The organism is Isoptericola sp. Y541 (genome assembly GCF_059445465.1).
In genome coordinates this window covers 157522-179155 of the sequence record NZ_JCAIUJ010000002.1, presented here as the reverse complement: position 1 = coordinate 179155, position 21634 = coordinate 157522, and the positions used below count along the sequence as shown (strand labels likewise).

The window sequence follows — 21634 nt, the reverse complement described above, 5'->3', positions numbered from 1 at the left end:
CGACCGGGCGGAGCGCGGTCAGCCGAGCGGCAGGTCCCAGGCCCGGGCACCGCCCACGAGCGCGGCGGAGTTCGGGACGACGACGACGTCGTCGCCCAGGCGGTCGAGCGCGGTCGGGGTGATCCTGCGGGAGTTGCCGCCGCCCAGGTAGAGGCGGTCCCAGCGGAACACCGGTCGCAGGCCGTCGACCATGGCGACCACGCGTCGTGACCACAGCCCGTCCCCGAGCCGGCGCCGCTCGGGCTCCCCGATGTACTGGTCGTACGTCGCGCCGCGACGCAGCGGGGCGTGCGACCACTCGAGGTGCGGCGCGAGCCGGCCGCCGTCGAAGAGGGCCGAGCCCAGCCCGGTGCCGAGCGTGAGCACCAGCTCGACCCCGGAACCCGCCACCACGCCGGCGCCGTGCACCTCCGCGTCGTTGAGCACCATCGCCGGCACGCCGAGCCGGCGGGCGAGCGCGCCACGGACGTCGAAGCTCTCCCAGGCCGCCACGAGCTCGGGCAGCACGCGGGAGCGTGGGCCCGAGCGGGTGATGTAGTGCGGCGTGTGCACCACGACGCCGTGCCGGATCATGCCCGGCATCCCGAGGGTCACTCGGTGCGCGGCCGGGAGGCGGGCCGCGATGTCGGCCACGGTGTCCAGGAGCAGCCTCGGGGGCAGCGGGTAGGGCGTCGGCACCCGGACGGGGGTGGCGTGCGCGGTGCCCGCCGAGTCGAGGACGGCGGCCTTGATGCCGCCGCCACCGCAGTCGACGGCGAGGGTCAGCACGTCCGAGGGGGCGGGGGGCCGGGGGCCCGTCGTCGTCCCGGGGCGGGTTTCTGGGGTGCGCGCGGAGGCGCCTGCGTCGGTCATCAGGGGACATCATCCGGCCACAATGGTGCGGTGAGCACGCCGACACCCCCCGACGCCTTCGTCCCCGGCCCGACCGCAGACACCCTCCGGGTGCGCCTCGACCTCGCCTACAACGGCACGCGCTTCGCCGGATGGGCCACGCAACCCCGGCTGCGCACCGTGCAGGGCGTGCTCGAGGACGCGCTCGCGACGGTGGTGCGCGCCGGCCCGCTGGGGCTGCCGCGGCCGCGCCTCACCGTCGCCGGGCGCACGGATGCGGGGGTGCACGCCCGAGGGCAGGTCGCGCACGTCGACGTCTCGCGCGAGCGCTGGGAGGCGCTGCCGGGGCGGTCCGACCGCGCCCCCGGTGCGGCGCTGACGGACCGGCTCACGGGCCTGCTGCCGCCCGACGTGGTGGTGCACCGCGCCTCCGAGGCGCCTGCCGGCTTCGACGCGCGGTTCTCCGCGCTGCACCGCCGATACGCGTACCGGGTGGCCGACGCCCCGGCGCTGCGCGATCCGTTGCGCCGCGACTGGATGTTGTGGCACCGCCGTACGCTCGACGTGGAGGCGATGCACCGGGCGATGCAGCCGCTGATCGGCCTGCACGACTTCGCCGCGTTCTGCAGGCCCCGCGAGGGTGCCACGACGATCCGCGAGCTCACCCACCTGGTTTGGGAACGGCCCGCCGCGGGACAGGACGCTGGGCTCGCCGTCGCCACCGTGCAGGCGGACGCGTTCTGCCACTCGATGGTGCGGTCGCTCGTCGGGATGTCCCTCGCCGTGGGGGAGGGCCGCCGGGACGAGGACGCGCCGTCCGCCGTCCTGGCCGAGCGTGTCCGGTCGGCCGCCGCCGGCGTGGTCGCGGCGCGCGGGCTCGTCCTGGAGCACGTCGAGTACCCGGACGACGACGAGCTCGCCGCCCGGGCCGAGCGCATCCGCGCCAGGCGTGACCCGGGCGAGGTCGGTGGTTGAGCCGCAGGCTCGACCATCGGAACGCTAGGGCTCGTCGACCCAGTGGACGGCGGCCTCCTCGGCGCTGGCGCCGGCGCCGTCGATGCCCGCGTCCTCGCCGTAGATGTCGTTGTGGCGGTCGCCGTCCTCGCCGGGGTCCGCCTCCGGGTCCTCGGCAAGTCGTCCGGCGCGGGTGGTGTCGGGCCGTTCGAGGGGGTCCCGCTCCCAGACGTCCGGCTGCTCCTCGCGGAGCCGGCGGTCGAGGGGCTCGCCGGCGGACTCCTCCCAGGCGGTCTCGCCCCAGTGGTTGGACCGCGAGCGCTCCAGCGGGGAGTAGCCCTCGTCGAGGAGGTCGTCGAGGTCGGGGTCGGCCAGGGTGTCCTCGTTGGGCAGCTGGTCCGCGTCGCCCTCGGCGCCGGTGAGGGGGTCGGGGGAGGTGCCTGGGGTGTCGGTCATGGTCCTACGGTGCCTCCGTGGGCAGGCTCCCGCATCCCCGCCCGAGGGCCGCGGAGCTGGCCGCCGCAGGAGGGTGACAGGCGCCATTTTGACCGCGGGGGCACTCGGTCGCTAAACTGACCAGTCGTTGTGCTTTGCCTCCGGTGTCCTGCGTCGTCAGCGCGCCCACTCGCCCCCGACGACGCCTCGGCCAGGGACACCAGCATGGAGCCCCGCGCACAACATCCTGACTCATCGGGCGCCGCTTCTCGCCCGACGACACCGAACACGAAAAGGTGACGCAACCGTGCGTACTTACACCCCCAAGCCCGGCGACGTCCAGCGTGACTGGTACGTGGTCGACGCGACCGACGTCGTCCTCGGCCGCCTGGCGAGCCAGGTCGCCACCCTTCTGCGCGGGAAGCACAAGCCGACCTTCGCCCCGCACGTCGACGGTGGTGACTTCGTCATCGTCATCAACGCGGACAAGGTCGCCCTGAGCGGCAACAAGCGGGAGACCAAGCTGGCCTACCGCCACTCCGGTTACCCGGGCGGTCTCCGCTCGGTCAACTACGGGGAGTTCCTCGAGAAGAACCCCGAGCGGGCCGTGGAGAAGGCCGTGCGCGGCATGCTCCCGAAGACCTCCCTCGGGACGCAGCAGCTCGGCAAGCTGAAGGTCTACCGTGGCGCGGAGCACCCGCACGCGGCCCAGCAGCCCAAGCCGTTCGAGATCATTCAGGTTTCGCAGCAGGCCTGAGCCGCTGCCGGATGCAAAGCGAAGGAATCCCAGTGGCCGAGACCACCGTCGACACCGAGCTGGACGAGAACACGCCCAGCTCCTACACCACCGAGACCGCCGCGCCCGTCGCGGACGGCGGCCAGTCCATCACCGCTCCCGGCCAGGCCGTCGGCCGCCGCAAGGAGGCCGTGGCGCGCGTGCGCCTCGTCCCCGGCACCGGGCAGTGGAAGATCAATGGGCGCACCCTCGAGGACTACTTCCCGAACAAGGTGCACCAGCAGCTCGTGAACTCGCCGCTGAAGCTGGTCGAGGTCGAGGGCCGCTTCGACGTCATCGTCCGCCTCACCGGCGGTGGCCCCTCGGGCCAGGCCGGTGCGGTGCGCCTGGGCATTGCCCGCGCGCTCATCGCGATCGACACCGAGGCGAACCGCCCCGCGCTGAAGAAGGCCGGCTACCTCACGCGTGACCCGCGTGCGGTCGAGAGCAAGAAGGCCGGTCTCAAGAAGGCCCGCAAGGCCCCGCAGTACTCGAAGCGCTGATCGAGAGCTCCTGATCGACAAGCATCGACAGGAGCGTGCAGCGCACGGACGGCCCCGTCGGAACACTCCGGCGGGGCCGTCCGCACGTCCGGCTACGATCGGTGCGGCGCCCGTCCGGGGTGGCCGTGGTGGCGCGCAGGCCGAAGGGTGCCGCGTGCTCGGAGGAGGAGACATCGTGCGACTGTTCGGCACGGACGGGGTCCGTGGACTGGCCAACCGGGACGTCACGGCGGAGCTGGCCCTCGGGCTCGGCAGCGCTGCGGCGCACGTCCTGGGCAGCTCCGGCGAGTTCACCGGCCACCGGCCCCGCGCGGTCGTCGGGCGTGACCCGCGGGCGTCCGGCGAGTTCCTCTCCGCCGCCGTCGGTGCGGGGCTGGCCAGCTCCGGCGTCGACGTCGTCAACCTCGGCGTGATCCCGACGCCGGCGCTCGCCCACCTCGTCGGGGCAATGGACATGGACCTCGGCGTGATGATCTCCGCCTCCCACAACGCGATGCCGGACAACGGGATCAAGTTCTTCGCCCGCGGGGGCCACAAGCTCGCCGACACCGCCGAGGACGAGATCGAGGCGCGCCTGGGCCAGGACTGGGAGCGCCCCGTCGGCGCGGACGTCGGGCGCATGCGCTCCGACGCGGGCGTGGCCGCCCAGCAGTACGTGGAGCACCTCGTGGCCAGCGTCGGCACGACGCCGGACTTCCGGCCCCTGGACGGCCTGCGCATCGCCGTCGACGCGGCCAACGGCGCGGCGAGCCAGGTAGGTCCCGACGCGCTGCGGGAGGCCGGCGCGGACGTCGTCGTCATCAACGCCAGCCCGGACGGGCGCAACATCAACGAGAAGGCCGGCTCGACCCACCCCGAGCAGCTGCAGGCCGTGGTCGTGGCGGCCGAGGCGGACTTCGGGGTCGCCTTCGACGGCGACGCGGACCGCTGCCTCGCCGTCGACCACGGTGGCGTACTCGTGGACGGCGACCAGATCCTCGGAATCCTCGCGCGGGGGCTCAAGGACGAGGGGCGGCTCCCGTCCGACACGCTGGTCGTGACGGTGATGAGCAACCTGGGCCTGCTGCTCGCCATGCGCGACGCCGGCATCGCGACGGTGCAGACGGGCGTGGGCGACCGACACGTGCTCGAGGAGATGCGCGCGCACGGGTACGGGCTGGGCGGTGAGCAGTCGGGCCACATCATCCTGGCCGACCACGCCACGACCGGCGACGGCGTGCTCACGGCGCTGCACCTGGCGGCCCGCGTCAAAGCGACCGGCCGCCGTCTGGCCGACCTCGCCGTCGAGGTCCCGCGGCTGCCCCAGACGCTCGTCAACGTCAAGGGCGTGGACAAGGACCGGGCGGGCGACGACGAGGGCGTGCGCGCCGCGATCCAGAAGGCGGAGACGCACCTCGGCGAGACCGGCCGGGTGCTGCTGCGTCCGTCCGGCACCGAGCCGCTCGTCCGCGTCATGGTCGAGGCCGCGACGCAAGCCCAGGCCGACAGCGTGGCGGACCGGCTCGCCGCCGTCGTCCGCGACCGGCTGGCCCTGTGACCGACGGCCTGCCGGCCGCGGACGAGGCCTCGGGTGACGCCGCCCTGCGCGCCGCCGTCGTCGACCTGCTCGACCGCGCCGACGCCGCGGCCGACGGGCCCGGCACGGGCATCCTGCCGATCGTGCAGGCCGGCGCGCCGGTGCTGCGCACCCCGGCCGCGCCGTACGCGGGCGGGCTCGGCGACGTGCTGCCGCGGCTGATCGACGCGATGCGGCGCACGATGCACGCCGCATCCGGCGTCGGCCTCGCCGCGCCCCAGGTCGGCATCGGGCTCGCGATCGCCGTGGTCGAGGACGCCGGAACGGACGTCGACGACCCGCGCGAGCGGACGCCGCTGCCGTTCCGGGTGCTGATCGACCCGCGGTACGAGCCGGTGCCCGGCCCGGACGGCGAGCCCGAGCGGGTCGCGTTCCACGAGGGCTGCCTGTCCGTCAGCGGGTGGCAGGCCGTCGTGGCGCGGCACCGCCGGGTGCGGCTGACTGGCCGCGACGAGACCGGCGCGCCGATCGACGAGGTGCTCACCGGCTGGCCCGCCCGCATCGCGCAGCACGAGACCGACCACCTGGCCGGCGAGCTCTACCTCGACCACGCGCGGCTGCGCACGCTGACCTCGAACGAGAACCTCGTGCGCTACGGCCCGGTCGTGGAACAGGGGTTCGTGGAACTGAGGTGAACATTCGGCGTTCAGGGTGGAACCGGGGGAAATCCCCATGCAGCCTGTGCGGCGACTCTGCCTAGGCTGGAGTCGTGACGCCGTTCGGCGTCGTGCGACCGCCGGAGGCATCCTCCCGGCCGACGAACCGAGGGACCGTGCTGGAGACTCTGTCGACGATGCTGGGTCAGCTGGAGAGTTGGATCCTCGACCTGGGCGCGTCCGTGTGGATCTACCCGGCGATGTACGTCTCCGCGACCGTCGACGGCTTCTTCCCGCCGATCCCCAGCGAGTCCGTCATCATCACGCTGACCGTGCTCTCGCACTCCACGGGCATGCCCTGGCTGCCCGGTGTGCTGGCTCTCGCCATCGCCGGCGCCTGGACGGGCGACCAGATCGCCTATCAGATCGGGCGCGTCGTCGGCACCGACCGGATCCGCATCCTGCGCAGCCCGCGCGGGCGCAAGTCCGTCGCCTGGGCGCGGCACGCGCTCGACCACCGGGGGGCGTCGTTCATCCTGGCGGCCCGCTACGTCCCGATCGGCCGGGTGGCGGTCAACATGACCGCCGGGGCTGTGGGTTACCCCCGGCGCCGCTTCATGGTCTACTCCGCGATCGCCGCCGTCACGTGGGGCATCTACTCGATGCTGATCGGCCTGGCCGCCGCGTCGTGGCTCGGCCACAACACGCTGCTCGCGATGGCCGTCGGGGTGGGAGCGGGCGTGCTGATCGGCGTCCTCGTGGACCAGGTGGTGCAGCGCGTCACCGGGCCGGCGAAGGTCCGGGCGGTGCCTGCCGACCAGCACGACCAGGCGGACGACGAGTCCACGCGCCGGGCCGCCTGAGCGCCCTCACAGCTTGCGCAGCCGCACCCGCTGCACGGAGTGGTCCGGGCCCTTCGTGAGCACCAGCGTGGCGCGGCCGCGCGTGGGCAGCACGTTGTGCTCGAGGTTGGGCGCATTGATCGACTCCCAGATGGACAGCGCCCGCTCCGTCGCCTCGGCGTCGGACAGGTCGGCGTAGCGCCGGAAGTACGACTCGGGCTTGCTGAACGCCGTCTTGCGCAGCTGCAGGAAGCGTTCCACGTACCACTGCCGGATGTTGCGGGTACGGGCGTCGACGTAGATGGAGAAGTCGAAGAAGTCGCTCACCGCGACCGTCGACTCGTCCACCGCCGAGGGACGCGCGGGCTGGAGCACGTTCAGACCCTCGACGATCAACACGTCGGGCTTGCGGACCACGACCTCCTCGCCCGGCACGATGTCGTACGTGACGTGCGAGTAGACGGGGGCCCGCACCTCCGCCTGCCCGGCCTTGATGCGCGACAGGAAGCGGATGAGGGCCCGGCGGTCGTAGGACTCCGGGAAGCCCTTGCGGTCCATGATCCCGCGGCGCTGCAGCTCGGCGTTGGGGTAGAGGAACCCGTCGGTGGTGACCAGCTCGACGTGCGGCGTGTCCGGCCAGCGGGCCATCATCTCGCGCAGCACGCGCGCCGTCGTCGACTTGCCCACGGCGACCGACCCGGCGACGCCGATGACGTACGGGGTGCGCGGGGGGTCCTCGTGCAGGAACGTCGAGGTGGCGCGGTGCAGGCCGGAGCTCGCCGCGACGTACAGGTTGAGCAGCCGGGACAGGGGCCGGAAGACGGCGTCCACCTCGGCCAGGTCGATCGGGTCGCCCAGCCCGCGGAGGCGTACGACGTCGGCGTCGGTGAGCGGGAGCGGGGTCGACGAGGACAGCCGGCTCCACGCCGCACGGTCGAGGTCGACGTACGGCGAGGCCGGCGCGAGCCGGGTCAGATGCTCGCCCAGGGGCGGGATGCCGGGAGCGGTGTCGGAGGACTGCGGTGCCACCCGCACGATTCTGCCCGAGCCACCGGTCGCTCCTGCAACTCGGGCGGGTCAGGGGTGCTCGCACCCTCGTCATCGCGGAGGACGGCGACGACCAGGTGAGCCGGTCCGCGGCGGGGATCTTCTGGATCCCGAAGGCCCCGACGCTGCTGCAGCCGCTGCTCGCCGTCGTGCTCCTGCAGATCTTCGCCATGGCGCTCGCCGGTGCCGAGGGGCTCGACGTCGACCAGCCCCGCAACCCGGCGAAGTCCGTCACCGTCGAGTGAGCCGACCTCCGGGCGCCGACCACCTGGCCGACCGTCGAAGGGGCATGATCGGCGCATGGACCTGGCGGAGCTGAGCGACGAGGTCGAGATCATCTCGCGGGTGTACGAGCGGCGCTTCGGCATCGAGCGCACCGACGACTGGCTGGTGCTCAAGCTGCACGAGGAGGTCGGCGAGCTGACGCAGGCGTACCTCGCCCGATCGGGGCGGTCGCGCGACCGCGGGGACGGGCGTGAGGTCGACGGGGCGTTCCGGGCCGAGCTCGCCGACGTGCTGGCGCAGCTGCTGCTCGTGGCGCGCCGGTTCGACGTCGACCTCGAGGCCGAGGTGGATCGCAAGTGGTTCCGGTACCGGCACCTGGTGGAGCCGCAGGACGAGGCCGGAGTGCGGGCGCCGCGCTGAGCACCCGCCGCTAAGCCGCCTGACCGGCTGCCTCCTCGACGCGGTCTAGCCACTCGCCCACGAGGGCGTCGAACAGCGCCGGCTGCTCGATCTGTAGGTTGTGCCCCGCCCGGTCGAGGACGGCGAACGTGGCGTGCGGGTAGTGCTCGAGGACGCGCCAGGCGTCGCGATAGCCGGTCGAGGAGTCCTGGCGGCCGAGCAGGAAGAGCGTGGGGCTCCCGAAGGGGCGAGGCTCGAGCGGGAACGTCCCGGCGTAGTGCGACCCGACCCGCCGGACCGTGTCCGGGTCGGCCGCGGCGAGACCGGGCGCCACCTCGGCCTCGGTGCGCCGCCACGTCTCGTGCGTCTGCACCACGCCGACGTCGTCCGCGTCGAGGGCGTCGGCGCCGACCTCGCGCAGCAGCTCTGGGTCACGGACCAGCACCCGGTGCTGCGGAACGTCGCGCTGCGCGTGCTCGGGCACGATCACGGGGCACAGCAGCGCGATGCCCCGGACCCGTTCCGGGTCGGCGGCCACCAGCCCGCGCGCGAGGTACCCGCCGTACGACTCGCCGACGACGACGTACGGGCCCGGCGCCAGCTGGTCGATCGCGGACCGGACGACCGCGAGCACGTCGTCGGTGCTCCCCACCCCGGACGGCCGGCTGGCGCCCATCCCCGGCAGGTCGAGGTAGACGCGCCGCCAGCCAGGGCGGGACGCGAGCACACCCTCGAACGCAGTGAGCATGAGCCGGTGGTCCACGGGGAACCCGTGCAGCAGCACGAGCGTGGGCACGTCCTGCCCCGCCGGTGCGCCCCGCTCGACGTAGTGGACCCGGGACCCTGCGGCGTCGACGAACATGGGCGGGACCCTACGGCCGGGCACCGACACCGGCCCTGGGGGCACCTAGGCTGAGCCGCATGATCATCGGCGTGGGCATCGACGTGGTGGACGTCGCCCGGTTCATGGCGACCGTCGAGCGGGTGCCGCGCCTGCGGGAGAAGCTCTTCACCGAGGCCGAGCGCGACCTGCCGGCCTCGTCGTTGGCCGCCCGATTCGCCGCGAAGGAGGCCATCGCGAAGGCGCTGGGGGCCCCGGGGAACATGCACTGGCACGACGCCACCGTGCACCGGGTGGTCGGCGGCCCGCCGGAGGTCGAGCTGCGCGGCACGGTACAGGCGCGCGCCGACGAGCTCGGCGTGAAGGCCTGGCACCTGTCCATCTCCCACGACGCGGGCATCGCGTCCGCCATGGTGGTCGCCGAGGGCTGACGTCGCCCGTCGTGCAGCTCCGCGCCCGTCGCCGGAAGCTGCGCCGGTTGCCGGCGATGGTCGCGAGCGAACGGGTCTGGGTCGAGACCACCGATGTGACCGACGACCTCGACACCCTGTTCCCCATCGTGGGCGCGGAGTTCGAGGCGGGGGGACGACGTCGTCGGTCACCGTGGGCCGGGCGGTCTGCCGTCTCTTCGACGCCGCGGCGAGCTGGTGCAGTTCGCGACCGGCCGTTTCGCCGAGCTGCTCCGCCCCGTGAGCCCGGTCAGTCCTGCAGGGCGGGGATGACCTGGCGCTGGAACAGCTCGATCTGGTCCCGGTCGGCCGCGGCGTTGGGGAAGTAGTTGATGGCGTAGGTCATGCCGCGCGACTGCAGGTCGGTCAGTGCCTCGACGACCTGTTCGGGCGTGCCGACGAGCGGGCTGTTGCGCCAGTTCGCGATCTCCTGCTCGCCCTTCTCGCCGGGGGCGTGCTTGCGGAAGTGCGACTCGATCCACGCGAAGCGGTCGTCCACCTCCGCCTGGTTCTCCCCGATGACGACGTTGTAGTCGGACGAGCGGGTGATCTCGCCGAAGTCACGACCCACGTCGCGGCAGTGCTGCTCGAGGATCGTCGACTTGCGCGAGAAGCCCTCGGGGGAGCCGTCGAAGTTGGTGTACTGCGCGAACCGCGCGGCGATGCGCAGCGTCTTCTTCTCGCCGCCGCCCGCGACCCACAGCGGGATGCTCGGCACCTCGGCGCCGCCGTCGCCGACGGGCAGCCGCTGCAGGGGCTGCGGGTAGCACAGGGCGCCGTCCACCTGGTAGCGCTCGCCGTCGAACTTCCCGGAGCTCCCGGTGCGCCACATCTGCGTGATGATCTGCAGGCCCTCGTCGAGCGCTCGCAGGCGCTCGCCCGCGCGCGGGAAGCCGTAGCCGTACGCGCGCCACTCGTGCTCGTACCAGCCGGCCCCGATGCCCAGCTGCGCACGGCCGCCGGAGATCGCGTCGACCGTCGAGGCGACCTTCGCCAGGTACGCCGGGTTCCGGTACGACATGCACGTGCACATCTGGCCCAGCTTCACGCGCTGCGACGTCGCCGCGAACGCCGCCATCAGCGTCCATGCCTCGTGCGTGGCCTCGGTGCTCGGCACGGGGACGGTGTGGAAGTGATCGAAGACCCACACGGAGTCCCAGGCCCACGGGCCGCCGGGGATCGGCTCCCCGGCCGCGGCATTGTCGGCGTAGTGGAGCAGGGACAGCATCGTCTCCCAATGCTGCTCCGGCGGGATGTCGGTGAGCGAGTGGCGCCAGCCCTGCGGGATGAAGAGTCCGAATCGCATGCCCGGAAGCCTATGCCCCGGCCTGCGGAGACGCTGCGGGACGCGTCGGCGCGCGGCAGGATGCGTCCCATGATCTCCGCCTGGTCCGCAGCCGACGTCCGCGCCGCCGAGGAGCCGCTGCTCGCCGCCGGCGTGCCGCTGATGGAGCGCGCGTCGTTCGCCCTCGCGACGCTGGTGCTGCGCGACGTGGCGGGGCTCCGGCGCGCGGTCCGGGACACCCGTGTCGTGCTGCTGGTGGGCGCCGGCAACAACGGGGGCGACGCCCTGCACGCCGGCGCGGTGCTCTCGCGCCGGGGGATCGCGGTCACGGCCGTGCTGACCTCCGAGCGGTTCCACGCCGGCGGCCGTGCCGCGCTGGAGCGGGCGGGGGGCCGGGTGGTCGAGCTGTTCGCCGCGCCCGAGCGCCTGGGTGTGGCGGCCGACGACGCCGTGCGGGCCGACGTCGTCCTGGACGGCCTCGTCGGCATCGGCGCTCGCGGCGCCCTGCGCGGCCTCGCCGCCGACCTCGTCACCGCCCTGCACGACGCTGTGGGCGCGGGGGGGGGGGGGTGGGAGTGCAGGAAGGAACCCGGGTTGGGGAAGGGACGGTGGAGAGTGGAAGGGTGCGAGATCGGGGACTATCGGCGGCGCGACAGTCCCCGATCTCGCGCCCACAGCGGGCCGGGGGCCGTGGGTGGTGGCGGTGGACGTGCCGTCCGGCATCGGGGTGGACGACGGCGCGGTGGCCGGGCCGGTGCTGGCCGCGGACCGCACGGTGACCTTCGGCGCGGCCAAGCCCGGCCTGCTGCTGCCGCCGGCCGCCGGGCTGGTGGGGGAGCTGAGCGTGGTAGACATCGGCCTCGACCTCGGACCCGAGCCGGGACCTGAGCCGGGACCCGGCCCCGGCGGCGGCCCGGCCGTGCGCAGGCTGACGCCCGACGACGTCGGCCGGTCGTGGCCGGTGCCCGGCGGCGCGGACCAGAAGTACACGCGCGGGGTGGTCGGGATCGTGGCCGGCACCGCCACGTTCCCCGGCGCCGCGGTGCTCACGACCACGGCCGCCGTGCGCGCGGGCGCCGGGATGGTGCGCTACCGCGGCTCGGAGAGCGTCGGGCGGGCGGTGCTCGCCGCGCGCCCGGAGGTCGTCACCGCGCCGGGGAGGGTGCAGTCGTGGGTGGTGGGCGCGGGTGTCCCGGGCGGGCCGGAGACGGTGCACGAGGGCGAGGACGGCGGGCTCGACGACGGGCAGCACGAGCGCGGACGGGCGGGGCTGGCCGCCGCCGCGGGCCGCCTCGCGGGCACCGCCGGCGCGCCCGTGCCCGCCGTCGTCGACGCGGGCGGGCTCGGGCTGCTCGACGACGTCAGCCCGCCGTGGTTCGTCCTCACCCCGCACGCCGGCGAGCTGACGACGCTGCTGTGCTCCCGCGGCGAGGGCGTGCGCCGCGCGGACGTCGAGGCCGAGCCGCTGCGCTGGGCGCGGCGGGCGCACGAGCTCACGGGCGCGACCCTGCTGCTCAAGGGCGGGGTGACCGTCGTCGTCGGGCCCGGGGTGGCGTACGCGCAGGCCGACGGCCCGGGCTGGCTCGCCACGGCCGGCTCCGGCGACGTCCTGGCCGGCGTGCTGGGCGCGATGCTGGCGGCCCGTGCGGAGGAGGTGGTCGGGCGACCGGCGCTCGCGGCCGAGGTGGCCGCCGCCGCGGCGCTCGTGCACGGCCGCGCCGGGCACCGGGCGAACCCCGGCGGACCCGTCGCCGCGCTCGACGTGGCGAACGCCGTGCCAGGTGAGATCGCCGGACTACTGTCGGCGGAAGGCCCGCCGACCCGCCGACCCCAGGGAGCCCCATGACGACCACCGCACGCAGGACCGACGGCTCCGCCGGGGACGTCGACTACGGCGCCATCGGCGGCGGGTACACCGAGTACCGGCGGCCCGAGCCGGAGTTCGCCGCGGCGATCGCGGCGGCGCTCGGCGACGTACGCACCGTGCTGAACGTGGGCGCGGGCGCCGGGTCGTACGAGCCGCGCGACCGCGACGTCACCGCTGCGGAGCCGTCGGCCACGATGCGCGCCCAACGACCCGCGCACCTGCCGGTCGCCGTCGACGCGACGGCCGAGGTACTGCCGTTCCCCGACGGCGCGTTCGACGCGGCCATGACGACGTTCTCCGTGCATCAGTGGCCCGACCTCGACGCCGGGCTGCGCGAGCTGCGCCGGGTCGCGACCGGCCCGGTGGTGGTCATGACGTGCGACCCGGCGCGCCTCGACCGGTTCTGGCTGCACGAGTACGCGCCCGAGCTGATCGAGACCGAGGCGGGTCGCTACCCTGCTGTCGACCGCATCGGGTCCGGGCTCGGAGGGGGCGTCGAGGTCGCGGGGCTGCCGATCCCGCTCGGGTGCGTGGACCGGTTCAGCGAGGCCTACTACGGCCGCCCGGAGGGCCTGCTCGACCCGGGCGCGCGGCAGGCGAATTCGGCGTGGAGCTTCGTGGGGCCGGACGTCGAGGAGCGGTTCGTGGAGCGGCTCGGCGCGGACCTCGCCTCGGGCGAGTGGGACCGCCGGTTCGGGCACCTGCGCACGCAGGCGCACCTCGACGGCTCGCTGGTGCTGGTCGTGAGCCGGCCGATGACAACGAATGACCGCCGCCGGGACGACGCTGCTACGGTCGGCCGGTGACGACGAACCTCCCCGCCGTGCGGATCCTGCGCTCCGACGACCCGGAGGCGGCGTGCCTGCTCGACGCCGGGGCCCGCATCGAGGCGGAGTCGTGGGGCGCGCGGCTGACCGTCACCCCCGCCGTGCTGGCGACGTGCCGCGCCGCGGTGGACGCCGCGCGTGCCGGGGGCTGGACCGTCGGCGAGCTCGCCGTCGAGGACGCGGCGGACGTCGTCGACCTCGACGCCGGCGCGGCGTCCGACTACCCGCGGACCGCGGCGACGTCGCACGACGTGCCCGACGCTGCGAAGTTCGCCGCCGCGCTGGCGGCCGGCGAGCGCTGGGCGTTCGGGGCCCGCGCCGCGGACGGCCGGCTGGACGCGGCAACCGTGCACTACCTGGTCGCGGACCGGGTCGACGTCGACTTCACGGTGACCCGCGCCCGGGCGCGGCGTCGCGGCCTCGCCACGGCGGTCAAGGGCGCGGCGGTGCTCGCCCTCGCCGGCGCCGGGCACACGCGCTTCGGCACCGGAGGGGCAGGCATCAACGCGGGCTCGCGGCTCGCGAACGAGGCCCTGGGCTACGTGGTCACGGAGCGCTGGCTGCACCTGGTCGCGCCGTAACCGGTTGAACTACCTCGAGGGGGGCCCGAACTACGTCGGCGAGACTCGAACTACCTCGGCAGGGACTTCTCGATCAGCCCGACGACGGCGGGGTCGTCCGGCACCGTCTGCGGGGAGAACCGGTGCACTTCGCCGCCGGGCAGGACGACGAACTTCTCGAAGTTCCACCGGACGCGGCCCGAGTGACCGCCGTCGTCCGCGGCCTTCTTCAGCTCGGCGTACAGCGGGTGGGTGTGCCGGCCGTTCACCCGGACCCGGGAGACGACGGGGAACGTCACGCCGTAGGTGGTGGAGCAGAACTCGGCGACCTTCTCGTCGGTGGACAGCTCCTGCAGGAACTGGTTGCTGGGGAATCCCACCACCGTGAACCCGCGGTCGGCGTATGTCTTCTGCAGCTCCTCCAGGGTTGTGTACTGCGGTGCCAGCCCGCAGCGTGACGCGACGTTGACCACGAGCACCACGTCGTCGCGATGCTCGGCCAGCGACGCCGTGGTGCCGTCCATGCGCTCGAACGGGATGTCGTAGAGGCTCATGCCCTCATCATGCCGCGCGGGGCGAGGTGCGCGGGAGAATGGAGGAGTGTCAGACCGCCCGCGCCCGCACCGCCCGCCGCTCCCGGTCCGCGACGGGCTCAACCCGACCCGGCTGGTGCTGCCCCACGACGCGGCGAGCACGGCCCGCTACGCCACCGCGACCCAGTACCTGCTGGACCGGTTCCCGCACGACGCCGGCCGCCTGGCGGAGAAGGTCGCCGCGGGCGAGGTCGTGACGGGGGCGGGCGCCGTCGTCGACCACGACACCCCGTACGAGCCGCGCGGCTTCCTCTACCTGTACCGCGACCCGCCCGCCGACGAGCCCGAGGTGCCCGCCCTCGACGACCTGGAGGTGCTGCACCGCGACGACGACCTGCTCGTGGTGGACAAGCCGCACCTGGTCGCGACGATGCCGCGCGGGCGGTGGGTGACCCGCACGGTGCTGGTGCACCTGCGCGCCACCCTCGACCTGCCGGACCTGGTGCCCGCGCACCGGCTGGACCGGCCCACGGCCGGCGTCCTCGTGCTCACGCTGCGGCCCGAGGTGCGCGGCGCGTACCAGACGGCGTTCCAGGACCGCGCGGTGCGCAAGGTCTACGAGGCGGTGGCGCCGCTGCCGGCGGCGGGCACGGAGGCGGACGCACGGCTCGGGGCGGAGGGCGCGACGACGGTGCGCTCGCGCATCGTCAAGCACCGCGGCGTCGTGCGGGCGCAGGCGGAGCCGGGGGAGCCGAACGCCGAGTCGCGGATCACGCTCGTCGCGCGCGACGACGCCCGCGGCCTGGGCTTCTACCGGCTCGAGCCGCACACCGGCAAGACGCATCAGCTGCGCCTGCACATGGCCTCCCTCGGGCTGCCCCTGCTGCACGACCCGTTCTGGCCCCAGCTGCGCGAGGACGCACCGGACGACCCCGATCGCCCCCTGCAGCTCCTCGCGCGCTCGCTCGCGTTCGCCGACCCGATCAGTGGGACCCGCCGGGAGTTCCGCTCCCGGCGCCGGCTGCGCGAGTGGCCCGGTGCCGAGCGGTGAGAGAATTCTTGACCGTGAGCACCGACCTGAGCTCCGTGGTCCCACCCTTCCCCGACGACCTCCTGGCCCGCGCCGTGATCGACCTGGCGGCCGTGTGCGACAACGTGCGCGCGCTGGCCGGCCAGGCGCCCTCCGCCGCGGTGATGGCGGTGGTCAAGGCCGACGGGTACGGGCACGGGATGTTGCCGGTGGCCCGGGCGGCGCTCGCGGGCGGCGCGACCTGGCTCGGCACGGCCGTGCCGGCCGAGGCGCTCGCGCTCCGCGCCGGCGGGATCGCGGCCGCCGATGCCCGCGTGATGACCTGGCTGTGCGCCCCCGGCGCGCCGTTCGAGCGCCTGGTGACCGCGCGGGTGGACGTCGGTGTCGCCGCACCCTGGGCGCTCGACGAGGTCGCCGCCGGTGCGCGGGCGGCGGGCGCACCGGCGCGGGTGCACCTCAAGGTGGACACCGGGCTCGGGCGCAGCGGGATCATGCCCGCCGACCTGCCCGACGTCGTGCGCCGGGCGGCCGCGCTGGAGGCCGAGGGCGTGTTGCGGGTGGTGGGCGTCATGTCGCACCTGGCGTGCGCGGACGACCCCGGGCACCCGTCGATCGCCCTGCAGGCCCGCGCCTTCGACGACGCAGTCGCCGCCGCCGAGGCCGCCGGCCTGCGCATCGAGGTCCGCCACCTCGCCAACTCCGCGGCCGTGCTCACCGACCCTCGCCTGCACTACGACCTGGTCCGCCCGGGCATCGCCGTCTACGGACACTCGCCCGTGCCGCAGCTCGGCGTGCCCGGCGACTACGGCCTGCGGGGCGCGATGACGCTGCAGGCGCGGCTCGCCACCGTCAAGGACATGCCGGCCGGGCACGGCGTCTCCTACGGGCTCCAGTACACGACGACGCAGGACACGCGGCTCGGCGTGGTGCCGTTGGGGTACGCCGACGGCATCCAGCGGCACGCCTCGGGCGGGGAGCTCGGCGTCGGCGGCCCGGTCGGGGTCGGGCGGGGAGACCCCGCGCGCGGTGGCTCCGCCCGGGTGCTGCGTGTGGCGGGACGCGTCTGCATGGACCAGTTCGTGCTGGACCTCGGGCCGGGGGCGGACGAGCGGGCCGGGGACGTCGTGACGCTCTTCGGGGCGTCGGACGGCGTCGAACGCGGCGCGGTCGTGCCGAACGCGGAGGACTGGGCCCGCGCGGCGGACACCATCAGCTACGAGATCGTCACCGGGATCGGGGCGCGCGCGCCGCGCGTCCACGTCGGGGCCGGCACAGAGATCGGCACAGAGATGGACACGGGGAAGGAAGTGCAGCGGTGAGCGACGTCATGGCGCGGGCGGAGGCCGAGCTGCCGGACGCGGAGCGGACACGGGCGCTGGGGGCGGCGCTGGCGGGTGTGCTCCGGGCGGGCGACCTCGTGATCCTCACGGGAGACCTGGGGGCGGGCAAGACGACGCTCACCCAGGGGCTCGGCGCCGCGCTGGGCGTGCGCGGCCACGTGGCGTCGCCGACGTTCATCGTGGCGCGCGAGCACCCGCCGCTGCCCCGCGTCGACGGCTCGCGCGGACCGGCGCTGGTGCACGTCGACGCCTACCGGCTGGGCGGCCTGGACGAGCTCGACGCGCTCGACCTGGACTCGTCGCTCGACGAGTCGGTGACCGTCGTCGAGTGGGGCCAGGGCCTGGCCGAGGCACTCACCGAGGACCGCCTGGAGATCGACCTCGAGCGCCCGCGCGGCCGCGCCGCGGGCGCCGCCGACGCCACGGAGGACGGTGCCGAAGACCTGGCCGAGGATCTGGCCGAGGATCCGGGCGCGGGCACGCGACACGCGACGCTGCGGGGCGTCGGGCCGCGCTGGGCCGGCGTCGACCTCGCCGCCCTCGTCGCGAGATAGAGAACCCTCGCGGGGAGGGGTTCTCCATCTCGCGTGTTCGCGCTATATCTCGCGGGAAACGTAGGCTGGGGCCGTGGCAGTTCTCGCTCTGGACACCTCTGCAGCCGTCGCCGTCGCCCTCGTCGACGAGACCGGCACCCGGCTCGCCTCCCGCTCGGCCGACGAGCGCCGTCGGCACGCCGAGTCGCTCGGCCCCCTCGTGGCTGAGGCGCTCGACGAGGCCGGGCTCGACCGCACCGCCCTGACGGCCGTGGTCGTCGGCACCGGCCCCGCGCCGTTCACCGGCCTGCGCGTCGGGCTCGTGACGGCGCGCACCCTGGCACTCAGCCTCGGGGTCGAGGTGCTCGGGGTGCCGAGCATCGACGTGGTCGCGGTGCAGGCGGTCGCCGACCTCGGGCTGGCGCCGGGCGACGAGGTGCTCGTCGCGACCGACGCCCGCCGCAAGGAGGTCTACTGGGCGCACTACCGCGTCGTCGCCCACGAGGGGCCGCACGGGGTGCCCGTCGTCGAGACCCTGGCGGGCCCCGGCGTGGACAAGGCCGCCGACCTGGCGGCCCGGCTCGAGGACGCTCCTGCAGACGGGCGGCTCGTCGTCGTGGGGGAGGGCGCCACGCTGTACCCCGAGCACCTGCCGGCCGACGAGGACGCCCCGCTCGTGCCCGACGCAGCCGTGCTGGCGCGCCTCGCGCTCGCTCGGCGCGCCGCCGGCGCGGAGCTGCCCACCGACCCGCTGTACCTGCGTCGTCCCGACGTGCAGGAGCCCGCGCCCGCGCGGCTGGTGCCGGCCACCGGGAGCCCGGCATGAGCGCCGACCTGCCCCGCGTGGTGCAGCAGGTGTACGCGCCGTCGTGCCGGCTGCGCCCGCTGGCGAGCGCGGACTTCGACCGGGTACTGCAGCTGGAGCGCGTGCTCTTCGGCGCGAGCGCCTGGACGTACGGCATGCTCGCCGACGAGCTCGCTGCGCTCGGCCGGTGGTATGTCGTCGCGGAGCCGACCGGCCCCGACGCCGCGGCCGTGTACGGGCCGGGCCGCAAGCCCGTCGTGGGATACGCGGGCCTGTGGTTCGACGGTGACGTCGCGCAGGTCATGACCATCGGCGTCGACCCCCACTACCAGCGGCACGGCGTGGGCCGCGCCCTGCTGGAGGCGCTGATCGACCGGTCGCGGAAGCTGAGGGCGGGCGCGGTGCTGCTCGAGGTGCGGGTGGACAACGGGCCGGCGCTCGCCCTGTACGAGCGTTTCGGCTTCGAGCGGATCGGGCTGCGCAAGCGGTACTACCAGCCCGAGGACAAGGACGCCTTCACGATGCGCCTGGATCTGTCGGCCGCGCGCAATGTACCGGCCCAGGCGGCCGCGGACGGCGGTCCCGGCATCGGTCCCGGCATCGGTCCCGGCACCGACCCCGGCACCGACCCCGGCGACGGGCCCGACACGCCGGTGGGAGACGCCGCATGAACGACGTGAGCCCCGCCCGGTCCCGGATCCTGGCGGACGTCGCCGAGCTCGCCGCGGACCTGCAGGTCGGCACGGGGCCGGACCCGGCCGCCGGGGTGCCCGTGCTGCTGGACGTGCGCTGGGCGCTCGGCATGACCGACGGCCGCGAGCGCTACCTCGAGGGGCACCTGCCGGGTGCCGTGTACGTCGACATGGAGAGCGAGCTGGCCGCGGAGCCGTCTCCGGCCGAGGGGCGGCACCCGCTGCCGTCCGCGTCGTCGTTCCAGCGCAGCGCCCGCGCCTGGGGCGTGCGCGAGGGGTCGCGCGTCGTCGTCTACGACACGGTGGGCGGCCTGTCCGCGGCGCGGGCGTGGTGGCTGCTGCGGTACTTCGGGGTAGCGGACGTGCGGATCCTCGACGGCGGCCTGCCCGCGTGGGTGCGAGCCGGGTTCGCGCTTGAGGGCGGCGACGTGGTGCACGCGCCGGGGGACCTGGTCGTGCACCCGGGGCACCTGCCGGTGCTGGACGCGGACGACGCGGCCGAGCTGGCCGAGAGCGGCACGCTGCTGGACGCCCGCGCGGCCGAGCGCTACCGCGGCGAGACGGAACCGGTGGACCCGCAGGCCGGGCACGTGCCCGGCGCCGTCTCGGCGCCGACCGCGGCGAACCTCCGCGACGACGGGACGTTCCTCGACGACGCAGCGCTCGCCGGGCGGTTCGCCGACCTCGGGCTCGGCGCTGCCGGGTCGGAGCAGGCGGCGGAGCCGGCCGTCGGCGTCTACTGCGGCTCCGGCGTGACGGCGTCGCACGAGGTCGCGGCCCTGGCCTGCGCGGGCATCCCGGCGGCGCTGTACCCGGGCTCCTGGTCGCAGTGGTCGAACGACCCGTCGCGGCCGGTCAGCCCGTCGGGATAGAGAAGGCGAACCGTCAGGCGATGCGGGCGACCTCGTCGAAGGAGAGGCGCGGGCCGCGCGGGTACGGCGAGCCCTCGCCCTCGGCGTGGCCGACGTTGATGACGAGGAACGACTTCCAGCCGGACTCGGCGAAGAACTCGCCGTCCACGCCGTCGAAGTCCATGCCGTTCATCGGGCCGGCGGCGAGGCCGGCGGCCCGCAGGCCGACGATGAGGTAGCCGGCCTGGATGAGCGCGTTGTTGCGGGCCATCAGCTCGCGGACGTCCGCGGCGGGGTCGAGCTGGTCCTTGATCCCCGGGTACGCGGGGTACAGCGTGTCCATGTGCTGGTGGAAGGCCGGGTCGGCGGCGAGCACCAGGGAGACCGGGGCAGCCTCGACCTTGGGCTTGTTGCCGTCGCCCATGTGGGCCACGAGGCGCTGCTTGGCCTCGGGGGAGCGCACGACGAGCACGCGCAGCGGCAGCGCGTTCATCGCGGTGGGGCCGAACTTCGCCAGGTCCCAGGCCGCGGCGAGCTGCGCGTCGGTCACGGGCGCGTCCGTCCACAGCGAGGTGGTGCGGGCGGAGCGGAACAGGAGGTCCGCCACGTCGTCGCCGACGGCGAGCGAGGCGGCGGGGTGCGTCAGAGTCTCGGTCATAGTTGCCTCAACAGATAGATGCAGAATCATGATTCCTGCCTCGGGCGTGACGTGAGGCACAGCGGTGTCCACCCCCGCGTCACGGCCGGTCGCTGTGGTGCGATCATGGGGCCATGGCACGCGCGCACGGGGGTAGCGGCCCCCTCGTCCTCGGAATCGAGACCTCCTGCGACGAGACGGGCGTCGCCCTCGTCCGCGGCGACGAGCTCCTGGTCGACGCGGTCGCGAGCTCGATGGACGAGCACGCGCGCTACGGCGGGATCATCCCCGAGGTCGCCAGCCGCGCCCACCTCGAGGCGATGGTGCCGACGATCACCCGGGCGCTCGGCGAGGCCGACGTCGACCTGTCCGAGGTGGACGCGGTCGCCGTCACCGCCGGCCCCGGCCTGGTGGGCCCCCTGACCATCGGTGCCTCGGCCGCGAAGGCGCTCGCGATCGGCCTGAACAAGCCGCTCTACGGCGTCAACCACGTGATCGGCCACGCCGCGGTGAACCAGCTCGTGGACGGACCGTTCGTCGGCCGCACGATGGCGCTGGTCGTCTCGGGCGGGCACAGCTCGCTCATGCTCGTCGACGACCTCGCGACGAGCGTCACCGAGCTCGGCTCCACCCTCGACGACGCCGCGGGGGAGGCGTTCGACAAGGTCGGCCGGCTGCTCGGCGTGCCGTACCCGGGCGGCCCGCACGTGGACCGGCTCGCGCGCGAGGGCGACCCGGAGGCCATCCGTTTCCCGCGCGGGCTGACTGCCGCCAAGGACCAGGCGAAGCACGCACACGACTTCTCGTTCTCCGGGCTCAAGACGGCCGTCGCGCGCTGGATCGAGGCGTGCGTGGACTCCGGGCGCGAGGTGCCCGCCGCCGACGTCGCCGCGTCGTTCGCCGCGGCGGTGGCCGACGTGCTCACCGCCAAGACGATCGCAGCCTGCCGGCGGCACGACGTCGACACGCTCGTCGTGGGCGGCGGGTTCTCCGCCAACAGCCAGCTGCGCGACCTCGCCGCGAAGCGGTGCGCGGAGGCCGGCATCGACCTGCGCATCCCGCCGATCCGCTACTGCACCGACAACGGGGCGATGATCGCCGCGCTCGGTTCGTCGGTCGTGCGGGCCGGGGTGGCGCCGTCGAGCCTCGACTTCCCTGTCGACTCCTCCATGCCGATGACGACGATCACGGTCTGAGAAAA

25 protein-coding genes and 2 pseudogenes are annotated in these 21634 nt (G+C 74.5%); 20 read left to right on the top strand and 7 right to left on the bottom strand.

Going from position 1 to position 21634, the window contains the following annotated elements:
- Positions 1 to 18 precede the first annotated feature (18 nt).
- Entirely contained in the window at positions 19 to 852 is an 834-nt protein-coding gene (locus tag AC1C2V_RS05585; protein ID WP_495388600.1) for an ROK family protein, read from the bottom strand.
- Between the two features lie 30 nt (positions 853 to 882).
- Between AC1C2V_RS05585 and truA the strand changes: the two genes are divergently transcribed.
- Complete coding sequence (truA, locus tag AC1C2V_RS05580; RefSeq protein WP_495388599.1) at positions 883 to 1806, top strand: tRNA pseudouridine(38-40) synthase TruA; 924 nt, start codon at positions 883 to 885, stop codon at positions 1804 to 1806.
- A gap of 24 nt (positions 1807 to 1830) precedes the next feature.
- On the opposite strand, the gene AC1C2V_RS05575 is transcribed toward truA, so the two are convergent.
- Positions 1831 to 2241 carry a DUF5709 domain-containing protein gene (locus AC1C2V_RS05575; RefSeq protein ID WP_495388598.1) on the bottom strand — a complete coding sequence of 137 codons (411 nt, stop codon included), beginning with the start codon at positions 2239 to 2241 and terminating at the stop codon, positions 1831 to 1833.
- Positions 2242 to 2527: 286 nt separating this feature from the next.
- Here AC1C2V_RS05575 and rplM point away from each other — a divergent pair, with 286 nt between their 5' ends.
- The 5 genes from rplM (at position 2528) to AC1C2V_RS05550 (ending at position 6533) form a co-directional block, all read left to right on the top strand.
- On the top strand, positions 2528 to 2977 hold the full coding sequence (gene rplM / locus AC1C2V_RS05570; RefSeq protein ID WP_495388597.1) for a 50S ribosomal protein L13: 450 nt from the start codon (positions 2528 to 2530) through the stop codon (positions 2975 to 2977).
- A gap of 32 nt (positions 2978 to 3009) precedes the next feature.
- On the top strand, positions 3010 to 3498 hold the full coding sequence (gene rpsI / locus AC1C2V_RS05565; RefSeq protein ID WP_495388596.1) for a 30S ribosomal protein S9: 489 nt from the start codon (positions 3010 to 3012) through the stop codon (positions 3496 to 3498).
- Positions 3499 to 3670: 172 nt separating this feature from the next.
- Complete coding sequence (gene glmM / locus AC1C2V_RS05560) at positions 3671 to 5035, top strand: phosphoglucosamine mutase (RefSeq protein ID WP_495389124.1); 1365 nt, start codon at positions 3671 to 3673, stop codon at positions 5033 to 5035.
- The gene (locus tag AC1C2V_RS05555) at positions 5032 to 5709 is read left to right on the top strand and encodes a peptide deformylase (protein WP_495388595.1); all 678 of its coding nucleotides are present in this window, start codon (positions 5032 to 5034) and stop codon (positions 5707 to 5709) included. Before glmM ends, AC1C2V_RS05555 begins: the two co-directional genes overlap by 4 nt.
- A 74-nt stretch (positions 5710 to 5783) precedes the next feature.
- Positions 5784 to 6533, top strand: a complete 750-nt coding sequence (locus AC1C2V_RS05550; protein ID WP_495388594.1) for a DedA family protein — start codon at positions 5784 to 5786, stop codon at positions 6531 to 6533.
- Positions 6534 to 6539: 6 nt separating this feature from the next.
- Here AC1C2V_RS05550 and coaA read toward each other — a convergent pair whose 3' ends face one another.
- On the bottom strand, positions 6540 to 7508 hold the full coding sequence (gene coaA, locus AC1C2V_RS05545; RefSeq protein ID WP_495389123.1) for a type I pantothenate kinase: 969 nt from the start codon (positions 7506 to 7508) through the stop codon (positions 6540 to 6542).
- Positions 7509 to 7567: 59 nt separating this feature from the next.
- Between coaA and AC1C2V_RS05540 the strand changes: the two are divergent.
- Both AC1C2V_RS05540 and AC1C2V_RS05535 read left to right on the top strand, forming a co-directional pair.
- A pseudogene (locus AC1C2V_RS05540) lies at positions 7568 to 7804 on the top strand (glutamine--fructose-6-phosphate transaminase (isomerizing)); the annotation flags it as partial.
- A 55-nt stretch (positions 7805 to 7859) separates the two neighbouring features.
- On the top strand, positions 7860 to 8204 hold the full coding sequence (locus AC1C2V_RS05535; protein WP_495388593.1) for a pyrophosphatase: 345 nt from the start codon (positions 7860 to 7862) through the stop codon (positions 8202 to 8204).
- Between the two features lie 10 nt (positions 8205 to 8214).
- Here the strand turns inward: AC1C2V_RS05535 and AC1C2V_RS05530 are convergent, their stop codons facing one another.
- Positions 8215 to 9045, bottom strand: a complete 831-nt coding sequence (locus tag AC1C2V_RS05530) for an alpha/beta fold hydrolase (RefSeq protein ID WP_495388592.1) — start codon at positions 9043 to 9045, stop codon at positions 8215 to 8217.
- Between the two features lie 59 nt (positions 9046 to 9104).
- On the opposite strand from AC1C2V_RS05530, the gene AC1C2V_RS05525 reads away from it, so the two are divergent.
- On the top strand, positions 9105 to 9455 hold the full coding sequence (locus AC1C2V_RS05525) for a holo-ACP synthase (RefSeq protein ID WP_495388591.1): 351 nt from the start codon (positions 9105 to 9107) through the stop codon (positions 9453 to 9455).
- Between the two features lie 268 nt (positions 9456 to 9723).
- Here AC1C2V_RS05525 and AC1C2V_RS05520 read toward each other — a convergent pair whose 3' ends face one another.
- Positions 9724 to 10779 (bottom strand): LLM class F420-dependent oxidoreductase, encoded by a 1056-nt coding sequence (locus AC1C2V_RS05520; protein WP_495388590.1) that lies wholly within the window; start codon positions 10777 to 10779, stop codon positions 9724 to 9726.
- Between AC1C2V_RS05520 and AC1C2V_RS05515 the strand changes: the two are divergent.
- The 4 genes and pseudogenes from AC1C2V_RS05515 to AC1C2V_RS05500 all read left to right on the top strand — a co-directional run.
- Positions 10711 to 11241 (top strand): annotated as a pseudogene (locus AC1C2V_RS05515) (NAD(P)H-hydrate epimerase); the annotation flags it as partial. The gene AC1C2V_RS05520 and the pseudogene AC1C2V_RS05515 sit on opposite strands and share 69 nt — an antisense overlap.
- A 220-nt stretch (positions 11242 to 11461) precedes the next feature.
- A complete protein-coding gene (locus AC1C2V_RS05510) occupies positions 11462 to 12604 on the top strand; it encodes an ADP-dependent NAD(P)H-hydrate dehydratase (protein ID WP_495388589.1) in 1143 nt (380 codons plus the stop codon).
- Complete coding sequence (locus AC1C2V_RS05505) at positions 12601 to 13431, top strand: class I SAM-dependent methyltransferase (RefSeq protein ID WP_495388588.1); 831 nt, start codon at positions 12601 to 12603, stop codon at positions 13429 to 13431. Before AC1C2V_RS05510 ends, AC1C2V_RS05505 begins: the two co-directional genes overlap by 4 nt.
- Complete coding sequence (locus AC1C2V_RS05500; RefSeq protein WP_495388587.1) at positions 13428 to 14033, top strand: acetyltransferase; 606 nt, start codon at positions 13428 to 13430, stop codon at positions 14031 to 14033. The genes AC1C2V_RS05505 and AC1C2V_RS05500 overlap by 4 nt, the downstream gene beginning before the upstream one ends.
- A gap of 50 nt (positions 14034 to 14083) precedes the next feature.
- Here the strand turns inward: AC1C2V_RS05500 and AC1C2V_RS05495 are convergent, their stop codons facing one another.
- Positions 14084 to 14566, bottom strand: a complete 483-nt coding sequence (locus AC1C2V_RS05495; RefSeq protein ID WP_495388586.1) for a glutathione peroxidase — start codon at positions 14564 to 14566, stop codon at positions 14084 to 14086.
- A gap of 46 nt (positions 14567 to 14612) precedes the next feature.
- Between AC1C2V_RS05495 and AC1C2V_RS05490 the strand changes: the two genes are divergently transcribed.
- The 6 genes from AC1C2V_RS05490 (at position 14613) to AC1C2V_RS05465 (ending at position 19817) form a co-directional block, all read left to right on the top strand.
- Entirely contained in the window at positions 14613 to 15596 is a 984-nt protein-coding gene (locus tag AC1C2V_RS05490) for a pseudouridine synthase (RefSeq protein ID WP_495388585.1), read from the top strand.
- Positions 15597 to 15610: 14 nt separating this feature from the next.
- Complete coding sequence (gene alr / locus AC1C2V_RS05485) at positions 15611 to 16894, top strand: alanine racemase (RefSeq protein WP_495388584.1); 1284 nt, start codon at positions 15611 to 15613, stop codon at positions 16892 to 16894.
- Between the two features lie 8 nt (positions 16895 to 16902).
- Positions 16903 to 17469, top strand: coding sequence for a tRNA (adenosine(37)-N6)-threonylcarbamoyltransferase complex ATPase subunit type 1 TsaE (gene tsaE / locus AC1C2V_RS05480; RefSeq protein WP_495389122.1), 567 nt, complete (start codon positions 16903 to 16905; stop codon positions 17467 to 17469).
- 73 nt (positions 17470 to 17542) lie between these two features.
- Positions 17543 to 18274, top strand: a complete 732-nt coding sequence (gene tsaB, locus AC1C2V_RS05475; protein WP_495388583.1) for a tRNA (adenosine(37)-N6)-threonylcarbamoyltransferase complex dimerization subunit type 1 TsaB — start codon at positions 17543 to 17545, stop codon at positions 18272 to 18274.
- Positions 18271 to 18924: a ribosomal protein S18-alanine N-acetyltransferase gene (gene rimI, locus AC1C2V_RS05470; RefSeq protein ID WP_495388582.1), complete on the top strand. Its 654-nt coding sequence runs from the start codon at positions 18271 to 18273 to the stop codon at positions 18922 to 18924. The genes tsaB and rimI overlap by 4 nt, the downstream gene beginning before the upstream one ends.
- A complete protein-coding gene (locus tag AC1C2V_RS05465) occupies positions 18921 to 19817 on the top strand; it encodes a sulfurtransferase (RefSeq protein ID WP_495388581.1) in 897 nt (298 codons plus the stop codon). The genes rimI and AC1C2V_RS05465 overlap by 4 nt, the downstream gene beginning before the upstream one ends.
- A gap of 13 nt (positions 19818 to 19830) precedes the next feature.
- Here AC1C2V_RS05465 and AC1C2V_RS05460 read toward each other — a convergent pair whose 3' ends face one another.
- Positions 19831 to 20454: a malonic semialdehyde reductase gene (locus AC1C2V_RS05460; RefSeq protein WP_495388580.1), complete on the bottom strand. Its 624-nt coding sequence runs from the start codon at positions 20452 to 20454 to the stop codon at positions 19831 to 19833.
- A 113-nt stretch (positions 20455 to 20567) separates the two neighbouring features.
- On the opposite strand from AC1C2V_RS05460, the gene tsaD reads away from it, so the two are divergent.
- Complete coding sequence (tsaD, locus tag AC1C2V_RS05455) at positions 20568 to 21629, top strand: tRNA (adenosine(37)-N6)-threonylcarbamoyltransferase complex transferase subunit TsaD (protein WP_495388579.1); 1062 nt, start codon at positions 20568 to 20570, stop codon at positions 21627 to 21629.
- Positions 21630 to 21634: the final 5 nt, after the last annotated feature.

Excerpts from the sequence above, each read along its gene's own strand:
- AC1C2V_RS05585 (WP_495388600.1), bottom strand. The coding sequence starts at position 852 with ATGACCGACGCAGGCGCCTCCGCGCGCACCCCAGAAACCCGCCCCGGG.
- AC1C2V_RS05575 (WP_495388598.1), bottom strand. The coding sequence starts at position 2,241 with ATGACCGACACCCCAGGCACCTCCCCCGACCCCCTCACCGGCGCCGAG.
- AC1C2V_RS05535 (WP_495388593.1), top strand. The coding sequence starts at position 7,860 with ATGGACCTGGCGGAGCTGAGCGACGAGGTCGAGATCATCTCGCGGGTG.
- AC1C2V_RS05530 (WP_495388592.1), bottom strand. The coding sequence starts at position 9,045 with ATGTTCGTCGACGCCGCAGGGTCCCGGGTCCACTACGTCGAGCGGGGC.
- AC1C2V_RS05525 (WP_495388591.1), top strand. The coding sequence starts at position 9,105 with ATGATCATCGGCGTGGGCATCGACGTGGTGGACGTCGCCCGGTTCATG.
- AC1C2V_RS05520 (WP_495388590.1), bottom strand. The coding sequence starts at position 10,779 with ATGCGATTCGGACTCTTCATCCCGCAGGGCTGGCGCCACTCGCTCACC.
- AC1C2V_RS05505 (WP_495388588.1), top strand. The coding sequence starts at position 12,601 with ATGACGACCACCGCACGCAGGACCGACGGCTCCGCCGGGGACGTCGAC.
- AC1C2V_RS05495 (WP_495388586.1), bottom strand. The coding sequence starts at position 14,566 with ATGAGCCTCTACGACATCCCGTTCGAGCGCATGGACGGCACCACGGCG.
- tsaE (WP_495389122.1), top strand. The coding sequence starts at position 16,903 with ATGGCGCGGGCGGAGGCCGAGCTGCCGGACGCGGAGCGGACACGGGCG.
- rimI (WP_495388582.1), top strand. The coding sequence starts at position 18,271 with ATGAGCGCCGACCTGCCCCGCGTGGTGCAGCAGGTGTACGCGCCGTCG.
- AC1C2V_RS05465 (WP_495388581.1), top strand. The coding sequence starts at position 18,921 with ATGAACGACGTGAGCCCCGCCCGGTCCCGGATCCTGGCGGACGTCGCC.
- AC1C2V_RS05460 (WP_495388580.1), bottom strand. The coding sequence starts at position 20,454 with ATGACCGAGACTCTGACGCACCCCGCCGCCTCGCTCGCCGTCGGCGAC.
- tsaD (WP_495388579.1), top strand. The coding sequence starts at position 20,568 with ATGGCACGCGCGCACGGGGGTAGCGGCCCCCTCGTCCTCGGAATCGAG.